The 26,510-nt window shown below is 61.2% G+C and carries 22 protein-coding genes and 5 pseudogenes; 14 read left to right on the top strand and 13 right to left on the bottom strand.

The features are described 5' to 3' along the window. Window positions 1-5 precede the first annotated feature (5 nt). Both LPA37_RS13300 and LPA37_RS13295 read right to left on the bottom strand, forming a co-directional pair. Window positions 6-359, bottom strand: a complete 354-nt coding sequence (locus LPA37_RS13300; protein WP_229012806.1) for a Rieske (2Fe-2S) protein — start codon at window positions 357-359, stop codon at window positions 6-8. After that, on the bottom strand, window positions 349-1,446 hold the full coding sequence (locus LPA37_RS13295) for an amidohydrolase family protein (protein WP_229012805.1): 1,098 nt from the start codon (window positions 1,444-1,446) through the stop codon (window positions 349-351). Before LPA37_RS13295 ends, LPA37_RS13300 begins: the two co-directional genes overlap by 11 nt. 364 nt (window positions 1,447-1,810) lie before the next feature. On the opposite strand from LPA37_RS13295, the gene LPA37_RS13290 reads away from it, so the two are divergent. From LPA37_RS13290 to LPA37_RS13265, 6 genes and pseudogenes are all read left to right on the top strand, one after another. Then, window positions 1,811-2,695: a LysR substrate-binding domain-containing protein gene (locus LPA37_RS13290; protein ID WP_229012804.1), complete on the top strand. Its 885-nt coding sequence runs from the start codon at window positions 1,811-1,813 to the stop codon at window positions 2,693-2,695. Between the two features lie 163 nt (window positions 2,696-2,858). Next, window positions 2,859-3,731, top strand: a complete 873-nt coding sequence (locus LPA37_RS13285; RefSeq protein WP_229012803.1) for an IclR family transcriptional regulator — start codon at window positions 2,859-2,861, stop codon at window positions 3,729-3,731. A gap of 264 nt (window positions 3,732-3,995) precedes the next feature. Then, window positions 3,996-5,282 (top strand): MFS transporter, encoded by a 1,287-nt coding sequence (locus LPA37_RS13280; RefSeq protein WP_229012802.1) that lies wholly within the window; start codon window positions 3,996-3,998, stop codon window positions 5,280-5,282. A 70-nt stretch (window positions 5,283-5,352) separates the two neighbouring features. Continuing rightward, window positions 5,353-6,234, top strand: coding sequence for an amidohydrolase family protein (locus LPA37_RS13275; protein ID WP_229012801.1), 882 nt, complete (start codon window positions 5,353-5,355; stop codon window positions 6,232-6,234). 52 nt (window positions 6,235-6,286) lie between these two features. Next, on the top strand, window positions 6,287-7,066 hold the full coding sequence (locus tag LPA37_RS13270; protein WP_229012800.1) for a class II aldolase/adducin family protein: 780 nt from the start codon (window positions 6,287-6,289) through the stop codon (window positions 7,064-7,066). A 43-nt stretch (window positions 7,067-7,109) separates the two neighbouring features. Beyond that, window positions 7,110-7,301: pseudogene (locus LPA37_RS13265) on the top strand (IS6 family transposase); the annotation flags it as partial. Between the two features lie 92 nt (window positions 7,302-7,393). On the opposite strand, the pseudogene LPA37_RS27975 reads toward LPA37_RS13265, so the two are convergent. Continuing rightward, window positions 7,394-7,489, bottom strand: a pseudogene (locus LPA37_RS27975) (IS6 family transposase); the annotation flags it as partial. Between the two features lie 62 nt (window positions 7,490-7,551). On the opposite strand from LPA37_RS27975, the pseudogene LPA37_RS13260 reads away from it, so the two are divergent. Both LPA37_RS13260 and LPA37_RS13255 read left to right on the top strand, forming a co-directional pair. Next, window positions 7,552-7,698: pseudogene (locus tag LPA37_RS13260) on the top strand (IS6 family transposase); the annotation flags it as partial. A 71-nt stretch (window positions 7,699-7,769) separates the two neighbouring features. Beyond that, a pseudogene (locus LPA37_RS13255) lies at window positions 7,770-9,074 on the top strand (ISKra4 family transposase); the annotation flags it as partial. Here LPA37_RS13255 and LPA37_RS13250 read toward each other — a convergent pair. Continuing rightward, window positions 9,028-11,139: a TOTE conflict system archaeo-eukaryotic primase domain-containing protein gene (locus LPA37_RS13250; RefSeq protein WP_229012799.1), complete on the bottom strand. Its 2,112-nt coding sequence runs from the start codon at window positions 11,137-11,139 to the stop codon at window positions 9,028-9,030. The pseudogene LPA37_RS13255 and the gene LPA37_RS13250 sit on opposite strands and share 47 nt — an antisense overlap. Window positions 11,140-11,261: 122 nt before the next feature. Between LPA37_RS13250 and LPA37_RS13245 the strand changes: the two genes are divergently transcribed. Further along, entirely contained in the window at window positions 11,262-12,257 is a 996-nt protein-coding gene (locus tag LPA37_RS13245; protein ID WP_229012798.1) for a site-specific integrase, read from the top strand. A gap of 33 nt (window positions 12,258-12,290) precedes the next feature. Here the strand turns inward: LPA37_RS13245 and LPA37_RS13240 are convergent, their stop codons facing one another. From LPA37_RS13240 to LPA37_RS13230, 3 genes are all read right to left on the bottom strand, one after another. Continuing rightward, a complete protein-coding gene (locus tag LPA37_RS13240; protein ID WP_229012797.1) occupies window positions 12,291-12,551 on the bottom strand; it encodes a DUF6429 family protein in 261 nt (86 codons plus the stop codon). A gap of 67 nt (window positions 12,552-12,618) precedes the next feature. Continuing rightward, entirely contained in the window at window positions 12,619-13,365 is a 747-nt protein-coding gene (locus tag LPA37_RS13235; RefSeq protein WP_229012796.1) for a hypothetical protein, read from the bottom strand. Window positions 13,366-13,458: 93 nt separating this feature from the next. After that, the gene (locus LPA37_RS13230; RefSeq protein ID WP_229012795.1) at window positions 13,459-14,646 is read right to left on the bottom strand and encodes a 2OG-Fe(II) oxygenase; all 1,188 of its coding nucleotides are present in this window, start codon (window positions 14,644-14,646) and stop codon (window positions 13,459-13,461) included. On the opposite strand from LPA37_RS13230, the gene LPA37_RS13225 reads away from it, so the two are divergent. The 4 genes and pseudogenes from LPA37_RS13225 (at window position 14,548) to LPA37_RS13215 (ending at window position 16,950) form a co-directional block, all read left to right on the top strand. Next, window positions 14,548-15,486, top strand: coding sequence for a cytosine permease (locus LPA37_RS13225; RefSeq protein WP_324251881.1), 939 nt, complete (start codon window positions 14,548-14,550; stop codon window positions 15,484-15,486). The two genes, LPA37_RS13230 and LPA37_RS13225, sit on opposite strands and share 99 nt — an antisense overlap. After that, window positions 15,483-15,812: pseudogene (locus LPA37_RS27905) on the top strand (creatininase family protein); the annotation flags it as partial. The gene LPA37_RS13225 and the pseudogene LPA37_RS27905, both read left to right, overlap by 4 nt. Before the next feature lie 94 nt (window positions 15,813-15,906). Then, a complete protein-coding gene (locus LPA37_RS27720; RefSeq protein ID WP_267478173.1) occupies window positions 15,907-16,293 on the top strand; it encodes a creatininase family protein in 387 nt (128 codons plus the stop codon). A gap of 327 nt (window positions 16,294-16,620) precedes the next feature. Continuing rightward, window positions 16,621-16,950 carry a hypothetical protein gene (locus tag LPA37_RS13215; protein ID WP_229012793.1) on the top strand — a complete coding sequence of 110 codons (330 nt, stop codon included), beginning with the start codon at window positions 16,621-16,623 and terminating at the stop codon, window positions 16,948-16,950. Window positions 16,951-17,121: 171 nt separating this feature from the next. Here LPA37_RS13215 and LPA37_RS13210 read toward each other — a convergent pair whose 3' ends face one another. The 5 genes from LPA37_RS13210 to psrA all read right to left on the bottom strand — a co-directional run bounded on the left by LPA37_RS13210 (window position 17,122) and on the right by psrA (window position 23,170). Then, window positions 17,122-17,808, bottom strand: a complete 687-nt coding sequence (locus tag LPA37_RS13210; RefSeq protein ID WP_229012792.1) for an MgtC/SapB family protein — start codon at window positions 17,806-17,808, stop codon at window positions 17,122-17,124. Between the two features lie 16 nt (window positions 17,809-17,824). Continuing rightward, window positions 17,825-19,276, bottom strand: a complete 1,452-nt coding sequence (gene phnY, locus LPA37_RS13205) for a phosphonoacetaldehyde dehydrogenase (RefSeq protein ID WP_229012791.1) — start codon at window positions 19,274-19,276, stop codon at window positions 17,825-17,827. Next, complete coding sequence (gene phnA, locus LPA37_RS13200; RefSeq protein WP_229012790.1) at window positions 19,273-20,568, bottom strand: phosphonoacetate hydrolase; 1,296 nt, start codon at window positions 20,566-20,568, stop codon at window positions 19,273-19,275. Before phnA ends, phnY begins: the two co-directional genes overlap by 4 nt. Before the next feature lie 26 nt (window positions 20,569-20,594). After that, entirely contained in the window at window positions 20,595-21,899 is a 1,305-nt protein-coding gene (locus LPA37_RS13195; RefSeq protein ID WP_229012789.1) for an MFS transporter, read from the bottom strand. Between the two features lie 179 nt (window positions 21,900-22,078). Further along, the gene (gene psrA, locus LPA37_RS13190; RefSeq protein ID WP_229012788.1) at window positions 22,079-23,170 is read right to left on the bottom strand and encodes an iron-containing alcohol dehydrogenase PsrA; all 1,092 of its coding nucleotides are present in this window, start codon (window positions 23,168-23,170) and stop codon (window positions 22,079-22,081) included. 30 nt (window positions 23,171-23,200) lie between these two features. Here psrA and LPA37_RS13185 point away from each other — a divergent pair, with 30 nt between their 5' ends. Beyond that, the gene (locus LPA37_RS13185) at window positions 23,201-24,166 is read left to right on the top strand and encodes a LysR substrate-binding domain-containing protein (protein WP_229012787.1); all 966 of its coding nucleotides are present in this window, start codon (window positions 23,201-23,203) and stop codon (window positions 24,164-24,166) included. 121 nt (window positions 24,167-24,287) lie between these two features. Here LPA37_RS13185 and LPA37_RS13180 read toward each other — a convergent pair whose 3' ends face one another. Then, complete coding sequence (locus LPA37_RS13180; RefSeq protein WP_229012786.1) at window positions 24,288-26,447, bottom strand: phosphocholine-specific phospholipase C; 2,160 nt, start codon at window positions 26,445-26,447, stop codon at window positions 24,288-24,290. Window positions 26,448-26,510 lie beyond the last annotated feature (63 nt).

Genomic DNA, 26,510 nt, shown 5'->3' with positions numbered 1-26,510 from the left:
GAGCTTTAAACGTCGATGTACACGTCGCCGTCCCGAACGGAAACCGGATAGGTTTTGATCCGGCTTTCGCTGACGTCGAACAGACACTCGCCCGTTTCGATATCGAATTCCCAGCCATGCCACGGACATTTGAGAACCTGCCCTTCCATGCCATAGAGGTACTCGCCCGCGCAGGGTGTCGGCAGCATGGTGCCTTCGAGAGTCCCCAGCGCAAGCGGCGCGCGCTTGTGCGGACACAGGTTCTTCACCGCGTAGACCTTGGCGCCGACCTTGAACACGCCGATGGGGCGTCCATCCAGATCGAGCGTCAACGCGTTGTTTTCGGGAAGTTCATCCAGGTGGGCGACTTTATGCTCCATTGCTGACTCCAGAGTCGATAGTGGATTTCAGGCTGAACAGTTCCGCCGCGTTATCGTGGAAGATCCGTTGCTTCAAGGCCGCGGGCAAGCGCTGAAACGTGGTTTGCGGATAATCGGTATCCCAGTGCGGGTAGTCGGTGCTGAACAGAATCGTCCGTTCCGCGTGGACCATCTCCAGAATCTGCAGCAGGAACTCGTCCTTTTCCGGCTCTTCCAATGGCTGGCTGGTGAAGCGAACCCGATCGAGCACGTAACTGCTGGGCTCTTTCTCCAGCCAGGGGACTTCGCGCCGGAATTGCCGCCAGTTCTGATCGAAGCGCCAGAGCATATGCGGCACCCAGCTGAAGCCGAATTCGGCGGCGAGGATTCGCAGCCTGGGAAAACGCACGAACGCTCCTTCGAATAGCAGGCTCGTGATGTTGCCCATGGCAATTTGTGGGAAGCACGAATGCCGCTCGATATAACTACTGGGCACGCCGCCCGCGAACGACACGCTAGTCTGGAATGCGCCTTCGGTGCCGGTCGGGTGAAGAAAGATGGGCAAGCCGAATTCTTCGGCAGCTTCGTAGATGGGGTAATAGTACGGATTACCCATCAAGGTATTGATCAGCGGTAGAAAGACCGCGACGACGTCTTTGCGTCCACCAATTCGGCGGATTTCTTTTGCGGCTTCTATCGGGTTGTGCGCGGCAACGCACATAGCGAGACGAAAGCGCTCGTCGACACTCAGCCATTTGTCGATGAAATAGTCGTTGAATGCGCGAGCCAATACGACTGCTTCTCCCGCATTCGGCAAGGCCACGAGCTTGCCGGCCTGGATCGACGACAGTACTGCGTATTCGATGTCGAGTTTGTCCAGATGATCTTCGCGCAGGAAGTACGGGTCGGAACCGCCGACGCCGCCGCTCGGCGTCATCGTGTCACGACGGATCGAGGTGGCGCCTGCCAGCGGCGGACGCAGTGGATGGTCGGGCAGGATCGCGCGCTTGCCTTCGAACTTCATCTGCCAGTTCCTGCTCATATACGGCTTGAGTCCTTCGACATCGCCAGGGACCCAGGGGTGAACATCCGCATCGATGATTTTCAAACCCGAATTCATCATTAGTCGTTCCGTTTTGGTGGGCACCGTCAACGCGTGATGCGGCGCTTGCTTGCGCTCGCCGACGGCTTCGCGAGGCCCGCTTGTTTTCCGCGCGCCGAGCTTGAAACCGCGTTGTCCGGTACCGTTGGTGGGGATGGTTCGGTGATGCTAATATGGGCCGCGTGTTCGAAGAATCTTGCATTTTGGGGACCAGGCTTCGGCAAAACCGAACGCCGGAAAACCTGAAAGAGCGACCCTCGCCGCCTGTTTTGTGCCCGCATCCGTATTTGCCCGTAGTGCCTCGTAGCGCCTCGCATTGCTCTTAGCGCCCGTTCGCGGGCGTCGCTGTGTCGACAGGACATAACCCTGAATGCACTTTGATCTCTCCGATATCCGCGTCTTCATTCACGTAGCAGAATCGTCGAGCGTGACCCAGGGGGCGCGGCGCGCCAATCTGTCCGCGGCGGCGACCAGCGCGAGAATCAAGACGCTGGAGAGTCAGCTCAACGCCCGGCTGCTCTATCGCGATAGCCGGGGCGTGACGCTCACGCCAGCCGGCGAGAAGCTGCTGAAGCACGCCAGAGTGATCATGCGTCAGGTCGATTACGTGAAAAGCGAGTTCGCCGAATACGGGAACGGCTTCTCCGGGCACATCCGGATATTCGCCAATACGACGGCGGTCACGGAGTATCTGCCGGAAGTGCTGGCGCGCTTTCTCGCCAGCCGTCCGGCCGTCACGGTCGATCTTCAGGAGCGGCTGTCGCGCGAAATAGTCAGAGGTGTACTCGATGGATCGGCCGACCTCGGACTCATCGCGGGTCCGGTCGAAGCACAAGGACTCGAAGTCATTCACACCAGTACCGACCATCTTCTGCTCGCGCTGCCGGAAGGCCATATGCTGGCCAGCAAATCCGCCGTGACGCTCGCCGAAACGCTCGACTATCCGCACATCACCTATCGCGAAGGCAGTACCTTGTTCGACCTGGTGACGGCCCACGTCCAGGAACTCGGCCGCACCCTGCCGATGCGTATTCAACTGTCGAGTTATGAGGCGATTTGCCGGATGATCGAATCCGGCGTCGGGATCGGCATCATCCCGGAGTCGGCCGCCGTGCGTCATCGTCAGACCATGCGGATCGTCACCGTCCCGCTGAAAGAACCGTGGGCGATCCGCGAGCGCAGTCTGCTGGTTCGCGAGCTGGAAGGCATGCCGGGCTGCGTTCGGGATCTGATGGAAACGCTCAGATCGACGTGAATGGAGGCTTCGTTATCGCAGCAGTAATGGGGACCAACGTCATTCTTACCGTTAGTATTTTCCATACCCCACGCGCCGATTAACAAATACGGTCAGCCAAAATAGAATCGTGGATGGTTTTTCGCGCTGTCGAGCCACAGCCCCTCCTATTCGGAGACCTATCATGCGAGCCTGCGCCCGCGAATCAGAAGTCAAGCCGACGAGAGGAGCGATACGCGAGCCTCGTCCTTCCGCCGGTACTCAAGGTCCCGAAGTATCGAAAGCGCCCGCGCGGCCCGGTACGCGTAGTCTGACGCGCGGCCTCAAGGTGCTGCGCATGGTGGCGAGCCGGCCGGAAGTCGGCTGGCGGCTGTGCGATCTCGCCACCGCGTGCGACGAAGACCGTGCGACCGTGCATCGGGCGCTGGCGCGTCTGGTCGACGAAAGACTCGTTCGCCAACGTCCTGGTGATCGTCACTATCTGCCGGGCCCGATGCTCTTCGAACTCGGACTTTCTCTGCCGGAGCATGCGCAGTTTCAGCGCAGCGCCGAAACGATCCTCCGCGTTTTCGCTCACGAAATGACGTGCGTGGCGATGCTGTTGCTGCGCAGCGGCAACGATTTCGTCTGCACGGTGCGGGAAGGCACCGCGCCGCACACCGGCACGATGATGCATCCGGGAACGCGCCGTCCGCTGATTACGTCCGCGGGCGGCGTCGCGATGCTGCAAACCTTGCCGGACACGGAGGTGAGCCGGATCGTCGCCGAAAATACCGATCAGGAAATCAAGCGACACGGCACCGACCGGCTAACCGGGCTGCAAAGAATGAGAGAGCGGTCGGCGCATTACGGAATGGGCCTCAATCTCAGCGACCTCGTGCCCAATTCTTTCGCGTACGCGCAGCCCGTGCGCAATCGTGCGGGAGACGTTTTCGCTGCGGTCGTCATCACCGGCAAGCCCGAGCAATTGCCGGAGTCGCAAGTCGAGGATCTTCGGGTCAGGCTTCGCCGCATTGCCGACGCGCTGGAAATCGAAGCGGCCGCCCTGGAAGCATGACAGCTCAGCGGGCGAGCCCACTCGCCGCGCCGGCACGCCGCCGAAAACCGCGCGGCACGAACGAATTTCAACCCATGAACTATTGCTCCACCACGAGAGTTGTCGCCGCGTGAAATCCGTATCATCGATTTCACGTGCCGACGACTCGACTTCTCTCCCCAAAGTTCTGCGACGGCGACGCACAACCCGCGCATAGATCGAGGTCGCAAACGCGTCGGGTTATTTAAAAAGCGCTCCCGAAAGCGCACGCCCATGGAGACAGGCATGTGGTTAAAGAACCTTAACAAGACCGAACGCAGCACGATGACAGGCTGCTTTCTCGGTTGGACGCTCGATGCGCTAGACGTTCAGATCTTCAGTTTTGTCATCCCCACTCTTTTACTGACCTGGCATATCAGCACGTCGCAAGCAGGCTTGCTGGGTACGGTCACGCTGCTTCTTTCCGCCATTGGCGGATGGATCTCCGGTTTCGCCGCCGATCGATTCGGCCGGGTACGTGTGCTGCAAATCACGATCTGCTGGTACGCGCTCTTCACGTTTCTCAGCGGCTTCACGCAGAACTACGAGCAGCTCTTCATCTGTCGCGCGCTTCAAGGCCTGGGCTTTGGCGGCGAGTGGGCGACCGGCGCGGTGTTGATCGGCGAAGTGGTTCGCAAGCAATATCGCGGCCGCGCCGTCGGTCTCGTGCAGAGTGGCTGGGCAGTCGGCTGGGGTCTCGCGGCACTGCTGTTCGGGCTGTTCTTCACGTTCATGCCCGAAGAAATCGCGTGGCGCGCGCTGTTCTGGATCGGCCTCGCGCCCGCGTTGCTGGTCTTCTGGGTGCGCCGGCATGTTCCCGAATCGCATCTCTATCTCGCGCAGGAACGAAGCGGCGCGGAGAAAGCCGGGATGGGTGGCCTCCTCGCAATCTTCCGCGCGGAGTACCTCCTGACGACGCTACGGGTTTCGGCGCTGGCAACCGGCTCGATCGGCGGCTCGTACACCTTCCTGATCTGGCTGCCCACCTATCTGAAAACGACGCGTGGTCTCTCGGTCATCGGCACGACGGGCTACACGTTTGTGATGATCTCGGGCGCGTTCGTCGGTTTCGTGCTGGGCGCCTATCTGGCCGATCTGATTGGCCGCAAGAAGACCTTTTTCGTGAGCGCGGTGAGTGCGGCGATTCTTCTCGCGCTCTACATGCTGGTGCCGTTTGGCAACGGCACGATGCTGTTTCTCGGCTTCCCGCTCGGGCTGAGCGCCTTCATGATGTTCTCGCCGATGGGACCGTATATGACCGAGTTGTTTCCGACTCGCATCAGGGCCACGGGTCAGGGCTTCTGCTACAACTTCGGACGCGGCATCGGTGCGCTTTTTCCTGCGCTCGTCGGCCGTCTGACCGCCGAGGTCGGACTGGGCCACGCCATTGCGATATTCGGCGTCGGTGCATATGCGGTGATGATTCTGGCAATCCTGACGCTCCCCGAAACGATGGGCCGCAGCTTGCCGGAAGATCAGGACGCGGACGTCGCGACAAGCCACAACGACGCAAAGAGCGGTTTCACCGTGTGAACGCGTTGCCCTCGCCGCATTCCATGCGGAACCCGCTTACTCGCTCACTCGCCACAAGGAGTCTTTCTCGATGTCTTCCGAAGTAATCGCGCCGCCCGTGTGTCAGGCCGCACGGAAATCGATTACCCATCCCATGCAAAAGGCGCCATCGAAGGCCTGCGACTGCCATATTCACATCATCGGTCCGCATGACGAGTTTCCACTGAGCCCCGGGCGAGCCTACACGCCGCCTGAGGCGTCGATCGGGCAATACGAAAACGTTCAGCGCGTGCTCGGAACCGAACGGGTGGTGATCGTGCAGGCGAGCGTCTATGGCACCGACAACCGCTGCACACTCGCGGCACTCAAGCATTTCGGGCCACAGCGCGCGCGTGGCGTCGCGGTGATCGATCCGTCGATCAGCGATGCCGAGCTGCATACGATGCACGACGCGGGCGTGCGTGGCATCCGGGTCAATCTGGTGACGCCCGGCGGCCCGCCGGTCTCGCATCTGACCACGCTCGCAGAACGCATTGCACCGTTAGGTTGGCACACGCAGGTCTTCGTGAACGGCACGGCGTTGCCCATGCTCGCGCCCACCCTGCTCTCGCTGCCCACCGACGTCGTGATCGATCATCTCGGTCATGTTCCGGCCAACTGGGAACTGAGCCATCCCGCCTTCGACGCACTGTGTGCGCTGCTCGATAGCGGCCGCGTGTGGATCAAGGTGTGCGCGTACCGCTCGTCGGTCGCCGGGTATCCGTTCCACGACGTCGATGCCGCCGCCACGAGTCTGATTGCCCACGCGCCGCAGCGCTGCGTCTGGGGCACCGATTGGCCGCATCCGTCGTTCGAAGGAACGCTGCCCGACGATGGCGAGCTGCTCGATGCGTTCATGCGCTGGGCACCGGACCCGTCGATCCAGCAGCAGGTACTGGTGGACAACCCCGCGCGTCTTTACCAGTTTTCCTGAGTTTTTTCGAATTTCTTCCAGAGTCGCACTCATTGCTTCAGGGACCATTGCCATGTTGATCAAGACCGATGCACTTTCGAAAGTCCGTGACCTCGTATCCGAAGAAGAATGGGCCACACGCGTGAATCTCGCCGCGTGCTACCGCCTGATGCCTCTTTTCGGACTCAGCGATCTCATCTACAACCACATTACCGCGCGCGTACCCGGCGACGAGGAGCGCATTCTCATCAACCCGTACGGCTACATGTATGAAGAAGTCACCGCGTCCAGCCTGTTGACGATCGATCTGGAAGGCAACGAATTGCTGAATCCGCTCGAAGGCACCTACGGCGTCAATCGCGCCGGATACGTGATCCACAGCGCCGTGCACGCAGCGCGTCCCGACGTGAAGTGCGTGATTCACACGCATAGCCGCGCGAGCATGGCCATCGGTGCGCTCAAATGCGGTTTGCTGCCGTTGACGCAGACCGCGATGCGCTTCGGCACGGTTGCTTACCACGACTATCAAGGCGTGGCTGTGCATCTTGATGAGCGCGAATCGCTGGCACGAGACCTGGGGGACGCCGAGGTGATGGTGTTGCGTAACCATGGGCTGCTGGTCGCGAGTGCGTCGATTGCGCAGGGGTTCAACGCAGCTTACTGGTTCGAGAACGCATGCCGTGCCCAGGTCGATGCGATGTCGTGCCAGCAGGCACTTCATCTCCCGACCGACGACGTCATCGAGAAGACCAACCACTTGTACAAGCCGGCCACGCGGCGGCCTTACGGCGAAATGGAGTGGCCGGCCATGCTGCGTTTTCTCGATCGACGCGATCCGTCGTATCGGAACTGACGGCACTGTCAGGTTTACGGGAAGCCAACGTTAGAATGATGTGATGAAGAAAACGAAATCGCTTTATCACGACCATCGCTACGCTGCCGTCCTCATCTGATGCGCGGTTCGGTGGTATTTCCGGTGCATCCTGAGCCTTCGCGACGTCGAGCAATTGCTGCTGGAGCGCGGCGTGGTGGTCACGTACGAAACGGTCCGTTGCTGGTGCGACAAATTCGGCGCTGAATTCGCCCGGTGCGTCAAAGCAGCGAGGCCCAAGCCAGGAAGGCTTTGTCAACTTGAAGGCAGATGGCCGTTCGAATCTGCAGTGCGTAGGATCCCTTCTGATTACCGGGTGTGGCTGACCAGATCGATTGCGCTCCAGCCATACCAGTTGTCGAGACGTTGCTTCAGCTGGGCACGGTGAGTAGCAGCGTCGGCTCTGGTGCAAATAGCGCGGTGGCGAATCGGTTAAGGTGTCGGGCTGACCGAATTGAGAGCCGACGATGAGCAAACTGAAGAGTCTGGACGAACTGTTCGCAGGCCGTCACTTTGACCGCGAGGTGATCATTCTGTGTGTTCGCTGGTACCTGCGCTACAAGCTCAACCTGCGCGATCTGGTGGAAATGATGGCGGAACGGGGGAGTGCAGTTAAAACCGGAGGCAGCCAGCAAGGTAGGGGAGCGATATATTTGTTGCCTTGCGATCAATTGCGGAGGCTGTCATGCGGATGATCATTGAGGCGCGAATTGACGACGCTGTCGGCGGCGGCGAGGCAATACGATTGGCTGAATTTGAACGACTCGAGGGGGATCTGAAGAAGCAACTGGGCCTAAACTTGGCTGAAGGCAGAAGCCTGTTACACGAAGCACAGCGTGCATTGGTCTGCGCACAGACTCGTGTTGTTGTTTCGGCCTCCCTGAATTGCCCGCAGTGTGGCAGGGCATTATCGATCAAAGCGACCCATGCGATCCGATACAAGACGGTTTTCGGCAAAGTAACGATCGACAGTCCGCAGGTGCGCGTGTGCAAATGCGCTCAAGACCAAAGCGCAAAATCGTTCAGCCCGCTCGCACTAGCGATGCCTCTGCGTGTTAGTCCCGAGCTCGAATACTTGCAAGTCAAGTGGGCAGCGCATCTTCCCTATGCCGTAGCGACGACGCTGCTGAAGGAGGTTTTGCCCGTCGATAAAGCGATCTCCACCTCAGGATTGAGGAATCGCGTATTAACGGTTGGCCAAGAACTCGACGATTGCGCCGAAAGCGCGATTCGCGGTGAACGAGACTATCCGCCGGCCGATAGCAACGTCAACATAACCGCTCTTGCGGTGGATTCTGCATGGTTGCGCCACCGGCCTTCTCGAAAAGAACAGGATGAAGCCAAGCTCTGGCAGTATTTCCCTTCAAAGCGCCCACCGTCTACCGGGCGACACGTGAACATCATCGCGGGCCGTGCGGTTCGCGACGATGGCTGTTGCAAGGTTTATGGATACGTCAATCGCGAAGTCACGTCGGCCGCGACCCGACTTGATCATTTTCTCTCGGAGCAGGGCGTCGCGAGCGATCAGAAAATCACGATCGTCTCTGACGGCGCAGGCGAATTTGAGAAAGCCGTCGATGGATCCAAAAGGCCGTTGAGCCGGATTTTAGATTGGTTTCACATTGCCATGAAGTTTCGGGCGATCGAGCAATCGGCACAGAAATTTCCTGATCTCCTGGCGCCAAACGGGATGCCTGTGAAAGACGAAGTCGCGTCGGCGAAATGGCTGACATGGCACGGCAAGGGTTCCAATGCCGTCGAAAGGCTCAAGCAAATTCATGACATGTTCGGACTTGTACCTGAAGACTCGGCGCACATGGCGTTGTGGTGGAATCTTCGTGGGACGTATTGGTACTTGGAATCCAATGGCCGATACCTGGTCAACTACGGATGGCGCTATCGGCGCGGCATGCCAATCAGCAGCAGTATCGCGGAATCGGCGGTCAACGAAGTCGTGAGCTTGCGCTGTGCGAAGAAGCGGCAGATGCGCTGGACCAATAAGGGCGCGCACCTGCTCGTTCAGGTCCGGGTCGCCGTGCTAAACGGGGATCATAAAATGCGGGAAATGCCGCCACCACCACAATTACCCGTAGAGCGGAAACGTGACGATCGCTGCCAACGTGTTGCCTAGCCCTGCCTCCGGTTTTGACTGCACTCTTTGACAGCATGTCGACTGCGGCGGTGAGCCTTTGCGGGAAGACCTCGAGCACCTGCGGCGCGCTCGCGGCTGCGCGTGCCGCATGCCGGATCGGACCGCACAGCATGAACATCACGGGTTGCTGGCTGTCACGGCGCACGGGTGTGGCGGTCAGCCCCAGCACGTATCGCGCATCGACGGTCTTGAGCACCGCCTCGAACGAGTCGGCAGAGACATGGTGGCACTCGTCGACAATGACATGACCGTAATGCCGCAACAGCTCGCCGCGTGGACCGCCGGGCGCCACCGACTGCAGCATGGCGATATCGATCTGGCCCGTCGCCTTCAGCTTGCCTCCGCCGATCGTGCCAATACTGCGTGGGTCGAGCGCGAGAAACGACTGCAGGCGCTCGCGCCACTGGTCGAGCAGTTCCCTGCGATGGACGAGCACGAGCGTATTGACGCCACGCCGCGCGATCATCGCGGCCGCCGTCACGGTCTTGCCGAAGGCCGTCGGCGCATGCAGGATGCCGGTGTCGTATTGCAGCAGATCATCCACCGCTGCCTGCTGGTCGGCGCGAAGCGTGCCGGCGAAGGCCACCGTGACAGGTTCGCCCGTACAACGCTCGTCGCGCATTTCGCAGGCGACCTTGTTGTCGCGCAGCAGCGCCATGACGTCATCGAGGCACCCACGCGGCAACGCAATGTGGCGCGGGCAGTTCTCGGCGCGACCAATGATGCGCGGCTTGTCCCACACGCTGAAGCCACGCGCCTGGGCCCGGTAGAACTCCGGATTCTGGAATGCCGCCAGCCGGATGAGGCGGTTGAGCAGCGATTGCGGGAGTTGCGCCTTCTCGAAATAGAGCTGGTTCGCAAGCGTAAGGATCAGCGATGCCGGCATTGGTCCGCCCAGCTGTTTCGGCAAGGCCGGCGGCGATTTCCAGGGTTCTGCCTGATCCTCTTCCGTGATGAACGCCACATCGAGCGGATGGACGCCGCCGGTGGCGCCGAAAATTACGCCCTCGATATCGCGACCGTCCATGGCCTGGATCGATGTCAGGCACGCCCATTGGTCGGCATAGGGTTGAAAATCGTCATCGACAAATACGCTGCAACCCCGCTCGCGCGGTTGCTTCTGCAAGGGCAAGGCGATCAGGTTGCCGAAGCCGCCCTTGGGAAGCACGTCCTGGTTGGGAAAGAGCCGGTCGTAGGACGACAGTTCGAGCTGCCGGGTTCGGGCACAGGTGTGGCTGATGATCGCCGAGCCCAGCCGCCGTGCGTCGCGGGCGGCCACAGCCGAGGTGAAGAAAATCCACGCGTGCGCGCCGTTGCCCGAGCGCGAAATTTCGAGCGACACCGGGACTTCCAGTTCCCGGCAGGATTGACAGAAGGCACTCGCATCTTCGCGCCAACCCTCCTCATCGAAATCAACGGCGAGAAGGTAGCAGGTGCCGTCGGGCATCAGCGGATAGAGCCCCACCGTGTAATCGCCTGCCAGGTGTGCGTAGATGACCTGATCGTCCAGCGGCAGCAGCAGCCGGTGGTTGCAGTCTGAGCACTTGATGCGGGGCTTGTCGCAAATCCCGGCCCGCCACTCGTTCGCGCAGGCCGGTGCGTAGCCCGATTTTCCAGAATTGCGGCTTTCCCAACGCAGCGGATAGACGTCCGTGCGACCGTGAAAGAGCCGCCGGAAAAGCTGGACTTTCTGCTGCGTTGACAGCACTGGCGCGTCGGTGTTTCGTACTGCTGGCGATGGTTTGTGCTGAACCAGTTGCACGGATTCGCCCTGCAATGGAGGAAGCGCTGGCAGCAACGCGGTCAGCCTCGCGTTGTCGGCCTGCAGGCGCGTCAGTTCCGCGAACAGTTCCTCCCGGGTGAGGTTATCCCAGCCTGGGTGCGGCAGTTTTACTCCATTCATTACGTCATCCATCAGAATCACGTCCGGTGTCGTCAGCTGGCTGGCACACATGTGCGGGCTGTTGCAGGGGATATCCGATATCATCGTTCCCCATGTTGATAACCTGATTGTACTCACGAGCCATGCCTGCCATCGATCGCTATCTCGAAGCTGCGACACGTGAAAATACGCGGCGCAGCTACCAGTCGGCGATCCGTCATTTCGAGATCGATTGGAGCGGCTTCCTGCCGGCGAGCGCCGATGCGATTGCGCGATACCTGGTCGACCACGCGGAGTCGCTTTCGGTGAACACGCTGCGTTCGCGCCTTGCGGCGCTCGCGCAGTGGCACCAGACACAGGGTTTTCCGGACCCTACGAAGACGCCGCATGTGCGCAAGGTGCTCAAGGGCATCGCGGCACTGCATCCCGCGAGCGAAAAGCGCGCGAAGCCGCTGCAGCTTGCACAACTCGAACGGCTGACGGCATGGCTCGATGAGCAGATCGCGGATGCCATGGCGATGGGCAATGCACGAACCCACATCACGCATGTCCGAAACAAGGCGCTGGTCCTGCTCGGCTTCTGGCGCGGGTTTCGCTCCGACGAACTGAGTCGCCTGCGAATCGAACACATCACAATCGAGCCCGGCCGCGGCATGACGCTGTTTCTGCCTCGTACAAAAGGCGATCGTGCGCAGCTCGGCACGACATTCAGGGCGCCGGCGCTTTCGCGCCTGTGCCCGGTAGCCGCTTACGAGGCGTGGATCGCGGCTTCGGGCCTGACTGAAGGACCGGTGTTCCGCAGCATCGATCGCTGGGGGCACATCAGCGATGAAGTGCTGCGTGCCGGCAGCTTCGTGCCGCTGCTGCGCGCACTGTTTCGCACGGCCGGCGTGCCGGCTCCCGACAGCTACAGCAGTCACTCACTACGGCGAGGCTTTGCAACCTGGGCCAATTCGAACCAGTGGGATCTCAAGATGCTGATGGAGTACGTCGGCTGGAAGGATGTACGTTCGGCAATGCGCTACATCGACGCCGCCGACCCATTCGCGCAGCACCGGATTGAATCCGCGCTGACGGCTGCACCGACGCCTGTGTCACAGCAACTGGCGGTCGCGGCGCCTGCGAAACCATCGCCATAGACCGATCTGCTCACCAATGCGTACGGGAACTGGTCACGCCGGTTTGTCATCGTCCAGCTTTCGGTCATGGGAGCGGACGAAGTACTGCCTGAACAACCGCTCGGCTTCGTGCAAGCCCTCTTCGGTCAGCACGACGGATTTCGCACGGCTGACCGGATTGTGGATGAAGCCTCTCTCATGCAGGCGATTCATTGCCTCCCAGTCGAAGCTTTTCCAGGCATGGTTCTGATCGCATAGATTCAGGTAAAGCAGAGCCAAGACCACTTCGTCGACTGCCCCGGTATCGATATCCATCGCACTTCCCTCAAATGCAAGTTCTCATGGCCTTGTCACCCGCCTGGGCCAATACATCGCCGACTTGTCATCCGTGTTCCGAAAGGACATCAAGCCGCTCCGCGTTTCGCAGATCGTCCTTGCGTTGTCGCGCACGCCGTTCATAGCTCGCCTGATTTTTTGTGCATATCAGGCTGTGAGGACTACCGACCCTGCGCGTCGCACAGTCCAGATCGCAACCGTGCTGCCTGATGGCACTCTCGACGTGACTGCGGGAGTGCTGGGCCGCCTTTAACGCCCATTCCTTGCGCCCGGGATCGACCAGAAACCGGCCGAGCTCAGCGCAATGGACGCAGCGGCAACTGACGGTATTCACACGCGCGAAATCGGCTGGTGGTTCCAGGGGCTCGGCGATACGACCGTGCAGATGGGCCAGGCATGCGGCACGCAGGCGCTGGACCGACGCGACACTCAACGTCGGCGCCCATTCAGTCAAACCCAGGACGGCAGGAACGATGATGGCGTCCATGCCGAAAGAGGCCGGGTTTCCCAACACGTGTTCGACAACACGGTCGGCGAGTAATGGCGAGTCAATCCGGTCAAGAGCTGTCAGCAGGCCGACAATCAGGGTGGGTTTGATTGGGTCTGGCCGTCGCAGGCAATCAGGGCGGGAAGCGCTCGAGCGTTGTCCCAGAAACGTTTCGACCAGCGACGTGGCAACCGGGTGAAGGAGCGCCGGGGGACAGGCGGGCGGAGTACCTTCACTGGTCCGGGCCAGCAGGCCGGCGCAGGCTCCCGGCATCATCTGCGCGTTCGCAGAGATAATCTGCTCCATGAGTTCAGCCGTGCGCGCTGGCGCAAGAAGCCCGAACGCACGTGTCAACGCTTCATTCTCGCTGTCGTGATAAAGCCCTTTGGCGGAAATCGCTCACAAAAAGGTATCGACGTGTACGGCGTCGTCCAATTGCGTCAGGCTGGACAATATGCTGATGACCTCGTCCGCGTGCCTGACTCCAAAGTAACCGGACGACGCAGGCCAGTCGCGCAGCATATGCCCGGCGAGCGCGTGCGCCTCGTCCCACGTGGGCGACTGCTGACTTTCGCCACTTTGCGTCCAGCGCTGTGCCAGATCCTTCAGGTAAGGCAAAGTCACCCCGAGGCCAGCCTGATTGAGCACGGCAAGTCGTCGTGCCGAAGGCCACAGCACAAAAGCGGCTCGCCGGTAGGTCCGCTCAAACGACGCTCCTTCGTTGCCGGTGGCCTCATGAAAATGTTGCTCGTCGGGCTCCAGCCCGTCGAAGCTTCCGGGTGGGCAAAGTTCCCTTTCCTCAAAGGGCACCTCATTGATTGCGGGTTGGCGGCCATCGGGCCGTCGCCAGTCCGATACGGTCAGCGTGCGCTCAATGATCTCGCCAACCTCGAAGTCGTCGTACTCCTCATCACCGTCATCATCTCGGGCACGATGCCACCGGCTTCGTCTGCGCGAGGAGTAACCGCTATATTCGGCGCTCCCGGTCTCGTCGATCGATACCAGCGCCAGGTGAAGGTCACAGGTGGCGTCCTCAGCAGCACGAACAAGCACCGCGGCAGCAGCCGCATCGGCGCTTTTCAGTGCATCGAACGACAGTTCTGCCGGGGTATAAGCGTATTCCAGCGGGTAGATGAGTTTTTCGGGCGAGCTGTCATCTGGCGCATCCCTGTTCGCTGCCCAGCCTCGCAACAATGCCGTGATGGCCGTCTGCTCCCTGTCGTACTCCGGAGGTGCTGCGGGTTGACGATGACCGCTGCGCGTCAGGTTATAGACAAGCGTCAACCTGAAGCCCGACGTGACCGGGCGGACCTCATGCACACAATCGGCATAGAAAGCAGCGAAAGACATTTCTGCCGAATCGGAGCAGTTCAGGTCAAGGCAGACTTCATGTCCCCGGTGGCGAACGATCAGTTCACCGCCATTACAGGCCGAAGGCAGAACGACCACCAGGGTCGCGAACATCCCCGGAATTTTCTCCGTGTCTCGATGCTCAACGAAAAAGCTGCCCGCATCGTAGACCAGAAGTTTGTACTGGTTGTCATGGTCGTGATGACCGTGCTTGCCTTCACCCATGTCGATATTCACTGGCACGTTTCAACCGCGCGCGGTATCGGCAAGCTTTCGGCTATGAGCAAGCTGATGACCGCGATCGGAATCGGCTGGGGCATTTCCTGGCTCGTCTATGCGTCGGATTACACGCGTTTCACGAAGCTGACGTTGAGCAACGGGCAGGTATTTCGCGCGACGTCGCTCGGTATGTTCGGTCCGACTGTCTGGCTCGCTTTTCTGGGAGCTGCGATCGCTTCGGCGGGAAGCGGCGCCGATCCCACCCAGCTCATCATTGTCGTCTTCGGTGCGATGGCATTGCCCGTCCTGCTCGTGCTCGTCCACGGTCCAATCGCAACTAACATTGTCGTCATCTACTCGGCAGCACTCGCCACGCTGTCGCTCGACGTGCATGTTCCCCGCTGGGTCGTCTCCGTCGTGTCCGGCATTGCCGGCCTCCTGATTCTTTATCTATTCCTGCATTCAGGCGCGTTTGCCAACACCTTCGAGGATCTGATGGTCTTCTTCGTCGTGTGGAACGCACCGTGGGCCGGAATCGTACTCGTCGATTTCTTTCTCGTCCGGCGCGGCAGGATCGATGTCGGCGCGCTTTACCGTCGCCACTCGATGAGTGAATGTGGGGACGTCAAGTGGTCCGGCATCGCGGCGCTGGCGTTGGGTGTCATCGCGGCCTGGCTCTTTCAGGTCGGCAGCATCGAGTCGATGCAGGGATCCGTCGCAATGGCGCTGGGCGGTATCGACCTTTCATGGCTCGCTAGGCTCGGCGTCGGCGGCGGGAGCTACTACCTCTTCCATCTCGCGCGACGCGACACCCGACCGGATCAGATATCTCTCGTTGACAACAGGAGTTCGACATGAACAGCGTGCGCATGGACAACATCAGCTGGGTCGAGTACGAGCAACGCGTAAAAGCCGGATCGATCGTATTTCCCCCGTGCGGCGCGACGGAACAGCATGGGCCTCATCTTCCGCTTGGAACAGATGCCTTGCTGGCAAGCGCGATCAGCGAAGATGTTGCCCGTGAGGTGGCGGGCATCGTGGCATCTGCGATTTCATACGGCTACAAGTCACAACCCAGGAGCGGCGGCGGTCAGCATTTCTGCGGTACCACGAGTGTCGACGGCGCGACGTTGAGCGGAACGATCCGCGACGCGGTGCGCGAATTTCATCGTCACGGCGTCAGGCGTCTTGTGATCGTCGTCGGGCATTTTGAAAACCAGTGGTTCGTCACCGAGGGTGATCGAACTCGCGATGCGGGACATAGGCGAGAGCAGCGGGATGGAAGTCATGCGTGTCGAGCATTGGGAGTTCTGTCGCAAGGAAACGCTCGATGCAATTTTCCCGAACGGGTTTCCTGGGATTGCGCTCGAACATGCCACCGTGATCGAGACGTCGATGATGCTCCACTATCACCCGCAACTGGTGTCGCTCGATAGCATCGCGGAGCAGGAGCCCCTCGAATTCCCGCCTTACGATATGTACCCTGCGCGCACCGCCTGGGTTCCATCGAGCGGAGTGCTGTCGTCAGCGAAAGATTCGAGCAGCGAAAAGGGACGCCTGCTGGTGACGGATGTGGTCGACGGAATCGCAACAGCGGTGCGTCGTGAATTCAGACTGTCTGGTTGTGTGTCGGCAATGTCGTCGCAGCCGCAGGTCGTCGATTGAAGAGATTGCAGGACGCTGAAGCGAATTGCGGTGTGGGCAGGTATGCCGATCGTCGACACCGCACACTCACCGCTTCAACTCTATTAGAAGTTTTTCATTGTCCCCGATATCGAGCAGTCATGTTGCGATAACCGCCAGTTATCAATCTCGTGAAATTCAACGCTCCATGCCGGCCGCCGCTCCGCCAGGTGCGGACGAAAACCGCTCGCTGCGACCCGCATGGACTCGGCGCGAGCAAGAGTGCGAGGCACGGTGATTGCTGCATTCCCTGGTCAAGCAGGCGATAACCGTCTGTGTCCACATATTCCGATCAAGGAGGGACTGATCATGAGCAAGGCAACCAGCACATTAATCTCGGCCGTCGCCGCACTCACACTGTCGGGCGGCGTGTATGCACAGGCAGCCGGAGGCACGAGCGGCAACGGTTCACCAGGCAGCACGGCGGGCCCCGCGAATCAGGTGAACCAGATGAACGGTGCAGCGGGCGGCTACGGCACGCCAGGCGCCACCAACTCGGACAGCGGCATGGCCGCGAGGTCGCGGAACTCGGGTCTGCCGGGCACCCCGAACAGCAGTTCGACATCTGACACCAGCGCTCCCAAGAGCAACAACACGCTCGCGACCCCGAGCGTAGTGTCGCCGGCCGTCGGCAAATAAAATATTCTCTTACTCGACCGCAGCCATCTTGCATGGGGACCAGAGTAACGCGTTAAAGCGCGAACTCTGGTCGACAAAAGAGACGCAGGCCAGCTATCTTTCCGTGACTCCCGAGTCGGCGTGCCGGTGCGCGTGCAAAGCGAACCGGTCGCCACAAGAAGTCATTTCCGGTCAGTGCACTTCGATCTCCTCGACCTCGCGCACACCGATCAGTTCGCAAAGCATGTTGCGATAGGCCATGAATTCGTCGGTGGACATTCGCGACAGCGAAATCGTGATCAGTTCATGCTGTTCGTTGTCATCGTCGGCGCTTACGCTAATCTGCCTGATACGCGGTCCGTCGTCGCCGAACACGCGGCACAACACCGGTAGCGTGATCGCTCCCCGGTCCACCTGAAGGCGCAGTGCCCGACGCAATTTCCCTTTGGTTCGCAACTGGCGCGCCACGGGTTTGACCCACGCGAGTGTCATCAGAATGATCGCCGTTGCCGCCAACGCCAGCACGTAGAGTCCGCCGCCCGCCGCGAGCCCGATACCCGCGACGGCCCAGACGCTTGCCGCGGTCGTCAGCCCTCGCACTACCTCCCCGCGCAGCAGGATCGCGCCGGCACCGAGAAATCCGATACCCGACACGACCTGCGCCGCCACACGGGATGGGTCGAGCGCGATGTTCGGCATCGAACGGGTGTCCTCGAAACCGAACGCCGACACCATCATCACCAGCGAGGACGCCACGCACACCAGCATATGCGTGCGCAGGCCAGCCGGAAACGCAAACCGCTCCCGCTCGAAGCCGATGGCGCCGCCCAGCACCGCGGCAAACAGCAGCCTCGAGATCAGTTCGATATTGCCTGGCATCGCGCCCCCTCCGGTTTCAACCCCATGGCAACGTAAAGGTCTTCACGTTCGTGAAGCTCTTCATCGCTTCCTGGACGCCTTCCTTATGACCCAACCCCGAATCCTTGATACCGCCGAACGGTGTCAGCTCGATCCGGTAGCCGGGCACTTCCCAAACATTGACCGTCCCCACGTTGAGCTCATTCGCGAAGCGCGTGATGTTCTCGAGACTGTCCGTACAGACGCCCGAAGACAGGCCATACGCTGTGCCATTGGAGATACGGATGGCGTCATCGAGATCGTTGAACGCAATGATCGGAGAGACCGGCCCGAACGTTTCCTGCGCGACCAGTTCCATCGATGGCGTGACGCGGTCCAGCACGGTCGGCGGATACAGCGCGCCCTCGCGCTCGTTGCCAGTCAACAGGCGCGCGCCTTGCGCGATTGCCTGATTCACGCGCGCCTCGAACAGCGACGCGGCCGCTTTGTCGATGACCGTGCCCATGTCGTTGTTGGGATCGGCCGGGTTACCGCACTTCCACGCCCGGGTTTTCTCGACCACCAGTTCGGTAAAACGATCCGCCACCGTCCGCTGCACCAGAATCCGTTTAACCGCGGTGCAGCGTTGCCCGGAGTTCTTGTACGAACCGAGTACGGCGAGGTCCGAAGCGCGCTCGAGATCGGCGTCGTCCATCACGATCAGCGGATCATTGCCGCCTAACTCGAGGATCACGCGTCGATAGCCTGCGCGCTCCGCGATGTATTTGCCGATGGCAACGCCGCCGGTGAACGTCACCAGCGCGACGTTCGGGTTCGTGATGAGTTCGTCGGCAATCTCGGCCGGGTCGCCCGTCACGACCTGCAACATCTGCGGCGGGAGCCCCGCTTCATAGAGCAGATCCGCCAGGTAACAGGCGGACAGCGGCACCTTCTCCGATGGCTTCAGTACGGTGCGGTTATTGGTGGCGATCGCCGGCGCGATCTTGTGCGCGACCTGGTTCATCGGGTGGTTGAACGGGGTGATCGCCGTAATGACGCCGAGAAGCGGTTCGCGCTGCGTGATCACGCGGCGCTTCTTTCCGTGGGGCGTGAGGTCGCATGAAAACACCTGACCGTCGTCGCGCAACGCCTCGCTCGCGGAGAAGTTGAGCACGTCGGCTACGCGCCCGATCTCGTAGCGCGAGTCCTTCATGCACAGGCCCGATTCGAGCGTGATCAGGGAAGCCGCCTCTTCGGTCCGGTTGCGCAGCAGTTCCGCGGCGCGGTTGAGAATCGACGCGCGCTCGAAGCGCGACAGCTTCGGCCTGTATCGCATGGCTGCTTCATACGCCATGCGTACGTCGTCAATGGAAGCCTTCGGCACGGTGCCCACCACATCCCCCGTATAGGGATTGGTCACTTCGATCACACGGTCGCGCGTCAGCTTGTTGCCGTCGATGCGCAGCGCCTCTTCGCGGAACTGCTTCGGTTTCAGATCGATATGGTTCATGCGTGCTGCTCCGGAAGATGTGCGACGGCAGGCTGCTCCTGAAGTGCGTTCAACGCGATATCAAATACGTCGAAATTCCGCAAGGTGCGCCCTTCGAGTGTGCCGGCAAGCGGACGGTTGAACAGCAGCGGTACGGTCTGCTCCGACAGGCCGCCGTGCGAACGCAGCGGCACCGTCAGTCCCGAGAGATCGTGCGCCGCGGCGCTGCTGCCGAGCACCCAGGATTTGTCACCGATCACAACGAGGTCGCCCACGCGGTCGGGGGGCAATTCGAAGCGCGTACACGCTTCTTCGCGGGTCAACACTGCCTCGATATGGGGCAATTCCGCCAGCCGCCTGCGCAGCGCGACACCGTCCTCACCAGCAGGCAGATACACCGTCGCGTACGAGCCGAGCGCGCCGTGGTGGCGCACGTAGGGGTCCGTGATCGGCAGGATCACACGCGCACCGCCCGCCTCGACGCCGCGCCCGAGCCAGTCGTCGAGCAGATCCTGCAGATAGATGATGTTCGGCTCACCCGTCTTCGGATCGTGCTTGGCGTTCATCCCGTGATCCGCCGTGATGCCTAGTACGGCGCCCAGTTCGTGCAGGCGCGCCAGATACCGGTCCATCATCGCGTAAAACGCGTTCGCGCCATCGGTGCCCGGAGCAAACTTGTGCTGGACGTAGTCGGTCGTCGACAGATACATCAGATCCGCACGATCGTTTTCGAGCAGCCACACGCCGGTCGCGAAGACAAATTCGGAAAGCTCGGCGCTGTACACCTCGGGCAGCGGCATCTTCACGCGCTCCAGCACCCGGTCTATGCCATTCGCTTCCACGGTCGCTTCGTTTGCCTTTTCCGCCGACAGACAGATGCCGCTCAGGCCGTGGCCAAGCAGCGCGCGCAACTTGTCTTTCGCGGTGACCACCGCCACCCGGGAGCCTGCTTCGGCGGCGGCGGCCAGCAAGGTACCGGCCCGCAAATAGCGCGGATCGTTCATCAGCACCTCGCGGCCACGGCCTTCATCCGCATCGCGATCATAGAAATAGTTGCCGCAGATGCCATGCACGGCCGGCGGTGCGCCACACACGATCGAAAGATTGTTCGGGTTGGTGAAGGAGGGCATCACGCATTTCGCGGAAAGCGCCGTGCCCTCTTCGAGCAGTCTGCGCAGGAACGGCGTGGCGCCCGCTTCCGCCGCCCGGCGCAGATAGTCGTATTCGCACCCGTCGATACAGACGATAACCGTGGGCCGGTTCGGCAGGCGATAGCGTCGGCCGTTGACTGCGATGGTTGAAACTGCATTCATGTCAGGTTCCCCTGGAGGTCATATATTCAGAACGTGCGTCGCATGAAGTACGTACAAATCGAGCTGAGCAACCCGACGCTCGCGATGTAGAGCACAATCCACCACGGCTGCAGATTGCCGTAATGCAGAAGCCACGTTGCGACGAGCGGCGTGATCGAGCTGGAGACGATTCCCGATACCTGGTACACGATCGAGATGCCGCTATAGCGCACCCGCGTATCGAACAGTTCGCAGAAGAGCGCCGCCTCGGGTCCGTAGACGAAGGCGTAGATCACACCGATGACGATCACGATGGTGGCCGTCACGGCAGTGAGACTGGTCGAGTAATGAAAGACCGCAAAGGCTGGCCACGCGCTCACGCCGCACGCGAGCGCCCCCCAGCCGAACACCTTGCGGCGGCCAATCCGGTCCGACAGGCGCGAGGCGACTGGAATCATGAACATCAGCACCAGGGCGGCCAGCGTCACGGCCACGAGGATCGCCGACTTCGCATAGTGATGGACGCCGATCAGGTAGCTCAGAGAGAACACCGCATAGGTGTTGAAAATCACGCCGTCGATATAGCGCGCGCCCCAGCCCAACAGCACGTTGCCGCGGTAGTCGGAGAGCACTTCGCTCGCCGGTACTTTGGCAACCGCGTGCGAGTCGCGAATCTTCGTGAATGCGGGTGTTTCGACGATACGCAGCCGGATAAACATGCCCACCGCGACAAGCAGGATGCTGGCCATGAAGGCAGCCCGCCAGCCCCACTGCAGGAAAGCCTCGGGCGTGAGCCAGGTGGTCAGTGCAGCCACCGCGCCGCTGCTCAGGCACAGGCCGATTGCGAGCCCGATCTGCGGATAGGACGCGTACAGGCCGCGGTCTTTGCGGGGCGCGTATTCGAAAGCCATCAGCACCGCGCCACCCCACTCGCCGCCAAGGCCAATGCCCTGCAGCAACCGCAACAACAGCAGGCAGACAGGCGCCCAGATGCCGATCGACGCGTAAGTCGGCAATAACCCGATCAGGAACGTGGACACGCCCATGATGGAAAGCGTGAGCACCAGCAGCGGTTTGCGTCCGAACCGGTCACCGAAATGGCCGAAGATCACGCCGCCGAGCGGCCGGGTGACAAAGCCGACTGCGTACACCGTATAGGCGAGCATGGTGGAAACGAAAGCGTTTCCCGTCGGAAAGAAAAGCTTGTCGAATACGAGTCCGGTGATCGTGCCGTAGAGGAAAAAGTCATACCACTCGACTGTCGTGCCGATCAGACTGGCGAGGGCAACCGACTTCACAGACCTGGCGTCGACGTTGACTGCCGGGCCTCCTGCAATATCCACTGCTTCCATTGCTTGTCTCCTGATAGTTGCCGGGCCCGTGACGTCGCCTGACGTCCGCTGCCCCGACACTTGCCGTTCATGCGGCTTCTGTTGTGCTGCAAGGTACGCCGGTGCGAAACCGGATGTCTCTTTTCCTCCTCTGTCACCGTTCGGTGATGCTGATCCGTTGCCTCGCTACTGCCAGAATTTCAGACCGCCGCCGCGATGAAATTGCGTCCGCGCGGCCCGCTCAATGCGTGCGCGATCATTCGATCCGATTCCTCCTCGCTCACCCCGTAGCTTGAAAACGACGTTCGCACGCCCAGTGCCTCGAGGAAATCCGTCAGGTAGTTCCGCGCATCAGCCAGTGGGCACGGAAACACCTTCGCGAGTACGGCATCGCGCGCAGCGCTTCTGCCAAGCGCGAGATCCAGCACCATCGGCAGCGTGAATGAACACGCGATGCCATGAGGCAGGCCGTGATGAATCGTCATCTCATACGAAATGGAATGGGCCAGTGCGGTCTTCGTGTTTGAGAACGCGAGCCCGGCCTTGAGCGCCGCTAGCGACGCCCGCTCGCGAAGCGTCCGGTCCTGCAGATTCGCGACGAGCGCGGGCAGCGTGGCCAGCATGTCGCGCGCGGCGGACACGGCGAATTCGTCGGAGATCGGGTTTGCATTGACATTCCAGATGGCTTCGAGCGCATGCGAGAGCGCGTCGAGACCGCTCTGCACCGTAACCGAATGCGGCAGAGAAAGCGTGAGGTCCGGATCGACGATCGCGGCCTCAGGCCACGTTTGCGGGAGCTGAAGCGAATACTTGCGCTGCTTGATCGTGCGGTCCCAGATGGTCGCCCACGGCGTCACTTCGCTGCCGGTGCCCGCGGTCGTCGGCACCGTGATCAGCGACTTCACGCGCGGCGGCGTGAACGGCTTGCCCGTGTCGAGCAACGTCAGCAGTTCGTCAAACTCATTGCTTTGCGTTCCGACCATCAGCGCTTTCGCTGTGTCGAGCACGCTGCCGCCGCCGATCGCGACGACGACCGGGCAATCCGCATGCTTTCGCCAGAAATCGCGATACAGCCCGGCGAGATGGGTGACGTCCGGGTTCGGCTGCACGTCATCGATCACCGCGACCACGCTATCGCCACACAGCTCGCGCACACGTTGCACAAGTCCGATCTGCGCTGCCTCTGCGAACGTCACAACAACGGCGCTGCGGCCGTCAAGAATTTCGGGCAGCCGCTCGATGCAGCCGGGGCCGAAATTCACCTCTACAGGATTCCAAAAGACACTGTTCATCGTCTCCCCTCTTTTGTTGGGCTGCACGGTATGGATGAATTATGGGAAACATCGATGTATAGTAAAAATACAAATATTTCTGTCGATGTATTCATCCAATCTATGCGACTCACTCAATTGCGCTCGTTTTACGCCGTCGGCAAGCACGGCAGCGTGACCGCCGCCGCTCGGGCGCTGCACGTCAGCCAGCCGACTGTCACCACGCAGGTGCGGGATCTGGAGGAAAGCTACGGGGTGGAGCTGTTTCATCGCAGCGGCCGTCGGATCGTGCTCGCGGCGGCGGGGGAAACGTTGTTCGCGATCGCCCAGCGGATGTTCGGCAACGAACAGGAGGCAATCGACTTTCTGAAGGAATCGGCGGGCCTGAGCACCGGAATCATCCGCGTGGGCGCGGTCGGGCCGCTGCATGCCATGGAGATCGTCGCGGCGTTTCATCTTCGCTATCCAGGATTGCGCGTATCGATCCGGCTCGGCAACTCGGAAGAAACCGTGCGCGGCCTGCTGTCGTACGAAACGGACGTTGCGGTGCTGGCTCAATACGGCGCTAACCCTCTGCTTCACTACGTGCCCTATCGGCAGCATCCGCTGGTCATCATCGTGCCGGCGGCCCATCGGCTGGCACGCAGGCGCAGCATCCGCCTGGAAGAACTTCGCGACGAGCCCATGATCATGCGGGAACCGGGCTCCACCACTCGCAAGGCGCTGGAAAACGCACTGCGCCAGCACGGCATCGAGCCGAACTTTTCGCTGGAAGTGGGCAGCCGCGAGGCCGTGCGCGAAGCGGTCATCCTTGGGCTCGGTATAGCGGCGGTGTCGGAGCGGGAGCATGTCGACGACTCGCGACTGCGCAAGCTGACGATCCACGGCGAGCAGGTGCTAACCCACGCGCACGTGGCCTGTCTCGTCGAGCGTAAGGCTGCGCGGCTCGTGCAGGCTTTTCTCGACGTGGTCAATCAGGTGTTGATTGAAAAGGACGCCGGACGGCCGCCGGCTTAGCACACTGGTAATGCAGCGATCCTTTGCCACTGCCGTGACACGCACACTTTCACCGTTGTCTGCCAGTGCGTGTTTCAGGCGCTGACGGAATTTATCGCCACGGCGCATCCCGGTACTGAACTCAGGACGCTCCCATCACCGGATCGCTGATGCTGTCTTTGCCGGCCTCGACTCGTCCGGCAAAGCGCCGGACGAAGCCGCCGTCCATCGTCAACGTGAAGTCGTACCAGCTGCTGGATTCACTGAGCGTCCAGTACGGTTCGACCTGCATGCCCGGCGGTACCGAGTAGGTCCACGGGCCGTCGTTGCGGTAGGCATTCGCGGCAACTGTGACGTTGGCTGTCGCGTTGCCGGTATTCATGATGGTCAGGTAGACCGCGTTGTTCGGGTGGTCGTAACACACGCGCACTTCGGGGTTGGGGCCGTTGGCCACCGCCGTCACGTTTCCCTCGAACAACCGGTGGAAGCCATTCGGGCCGAGCACCCAGAGGCTGTACTGACCCGCCGGAGTATTCGCGGCCGCATTCCATGTATCGGACAGCTGTTTGCCCGCCTCGACCGTGTAGCGGCGCGGGATGTTAGCGAGGTTGAGCTGGTCGTACACGTGAAACACGGCCCCTTGGGTGCCGGTATTGCTGAACGTCAACCATACCACCCCGGCCTGCGCGTTGGCGCTTGCACTCGTATGTAACGCATAGGGTAATGCGCGCGAGGGCCGCGCCATGAGCGCCTGCTGCGGCAGCGGCACGGAGCCCGCCACCGGCACCGGCACGCTGGCCGCGGCCGCCTGCTGCGCATACGTCGCGTTGGCGGCCGCCTGGGTCGGAGCATCAGGTAGCGCAGGCGTACTGGTATTCGGATTGCTGAAGTTGAAGCACGACAGCATGTCTCCGAACACTGCGCGACGCCATGGACTGATGTTGGTCTCGGCGACGCCGAAGCGCTGTTCGAGGAAGCGCAGCGTCGAGGTGTGGTCGAACACCTGCGAGTTGACCCAGCCGCCGGTGCTCCACGGCGAGATGACCAGCATCGGCGTGCGCACGCCGGGTCCAAAACAGTTGCCGTCCGGCGAGTAAGGGCTCCTGGTACCCGTCGGGTTGGGCATCGTGAAGTATTCGTACGTTGTCTCGACGGTCGACATGCCGGCGTAAGTGCCGTCCGGGTTCCGTGACGGCGGGTCGGGCGGCGGCATGTGGTCAAAGAACGCGTCGTTCTCGTCGTAGTCGATGAACAGCACGGTCTTGCTCCAGACCTCCGGGTTGGCCGTCAGCATGTCGAGTAGCGTCTGGATGTACCAGGCCCCCTGATTGGGCACCGAGAGGAGCGGGTGCTCGCTGTAAAGCGCCGGCGCGACGATCCAGCTGACCTGGGGCAACTGCCCGGCGGCGATGTCGGCCGCGACGGCTGCCAGGTAACCGCCGTCGGGCATCGTGTTGGCGATGCCTTTGAGCAGCGGCGATATGGCCTCCATCGAGGTTGTGTAAGGCGTGTTGAGCGTTTCGCCCGTGGCCGTAAGGGCCGCTGCGGCCTGGCGATAGCTGGCGAATGCACCCAGCTGGTTGTTGTTGCTGCAGTTGGTCGGGTTGCAGTAGACCTTCCAGCTGACGCCTGCCGCCTGCAGGCGCTCAGGGTAAGTGGTCCAGGTCAGGCCGGTGCTGGCTGCGCCAAGCGGGACAGTGAGGCCCCACTGGTCGTTGCTCATCACCCCCTGATCGATTACGTTCGAGCCGTTCGTGCCGCTCCACAGATATAGCCGGTTCGGGAACGTCGAGCAGCGCATCGAGCAATGGTAGGCGTCGCAGATCGTAAACGCATTGGCGAGTGCGTAATGGAACGGCATATCGCCTTCCTGCAGATAACCCACCGACGCACTGAGGCTCTTGGCTTTCGGCCAGCTCGCCATACGGCCATTGTCCCATCCGGCCTGCTGGGTCGCCCAGGAATGATCGCCGCCGATGTAGAGCCCGTTGCCCAGGGCGGGGTCGAGATAGTACGGCTGCACGGTGCCAGATTTACCGTTTTGCATCCAGACCGGATTACCTGACGCCATCGGAATCGTGAAGCGATCGCTATAGCCACGCACGCCTGGCATGGTGCCAAAGTAATGATCGAAGGAGCGGTTCTCCTGCATGAAGATGATGACGTGCTCGACGTCGTTGATCGTGCCCGTCGCGTTGTTGGCGGGAATGGCGAGGGCGCGCTGAATGGACGGCGGAAATATGCTCAGCGCGGCGCCGGCCGCAGTGGCGCGCAGGAATTTGCGGCGATCCATATTGGTCATGGTGGACTCGATGTCGGTGTTATGTCTGTCGCGTGGATCAGATGTCCTCTGCCCCGCCGGGAT

This window comes from Paraburkholderia gardini, assembly GCF_907164545.1.
GTDB lineage: Bacteria > Pseudomonadota > Gammaproteobacteria > Burkholderiales > Burkholderiaceae > Paraburkholderia > Paraburkholderia gardini.
This window is presented reverse-complemented; position numbering and strand designations above follow the sequence as displayed.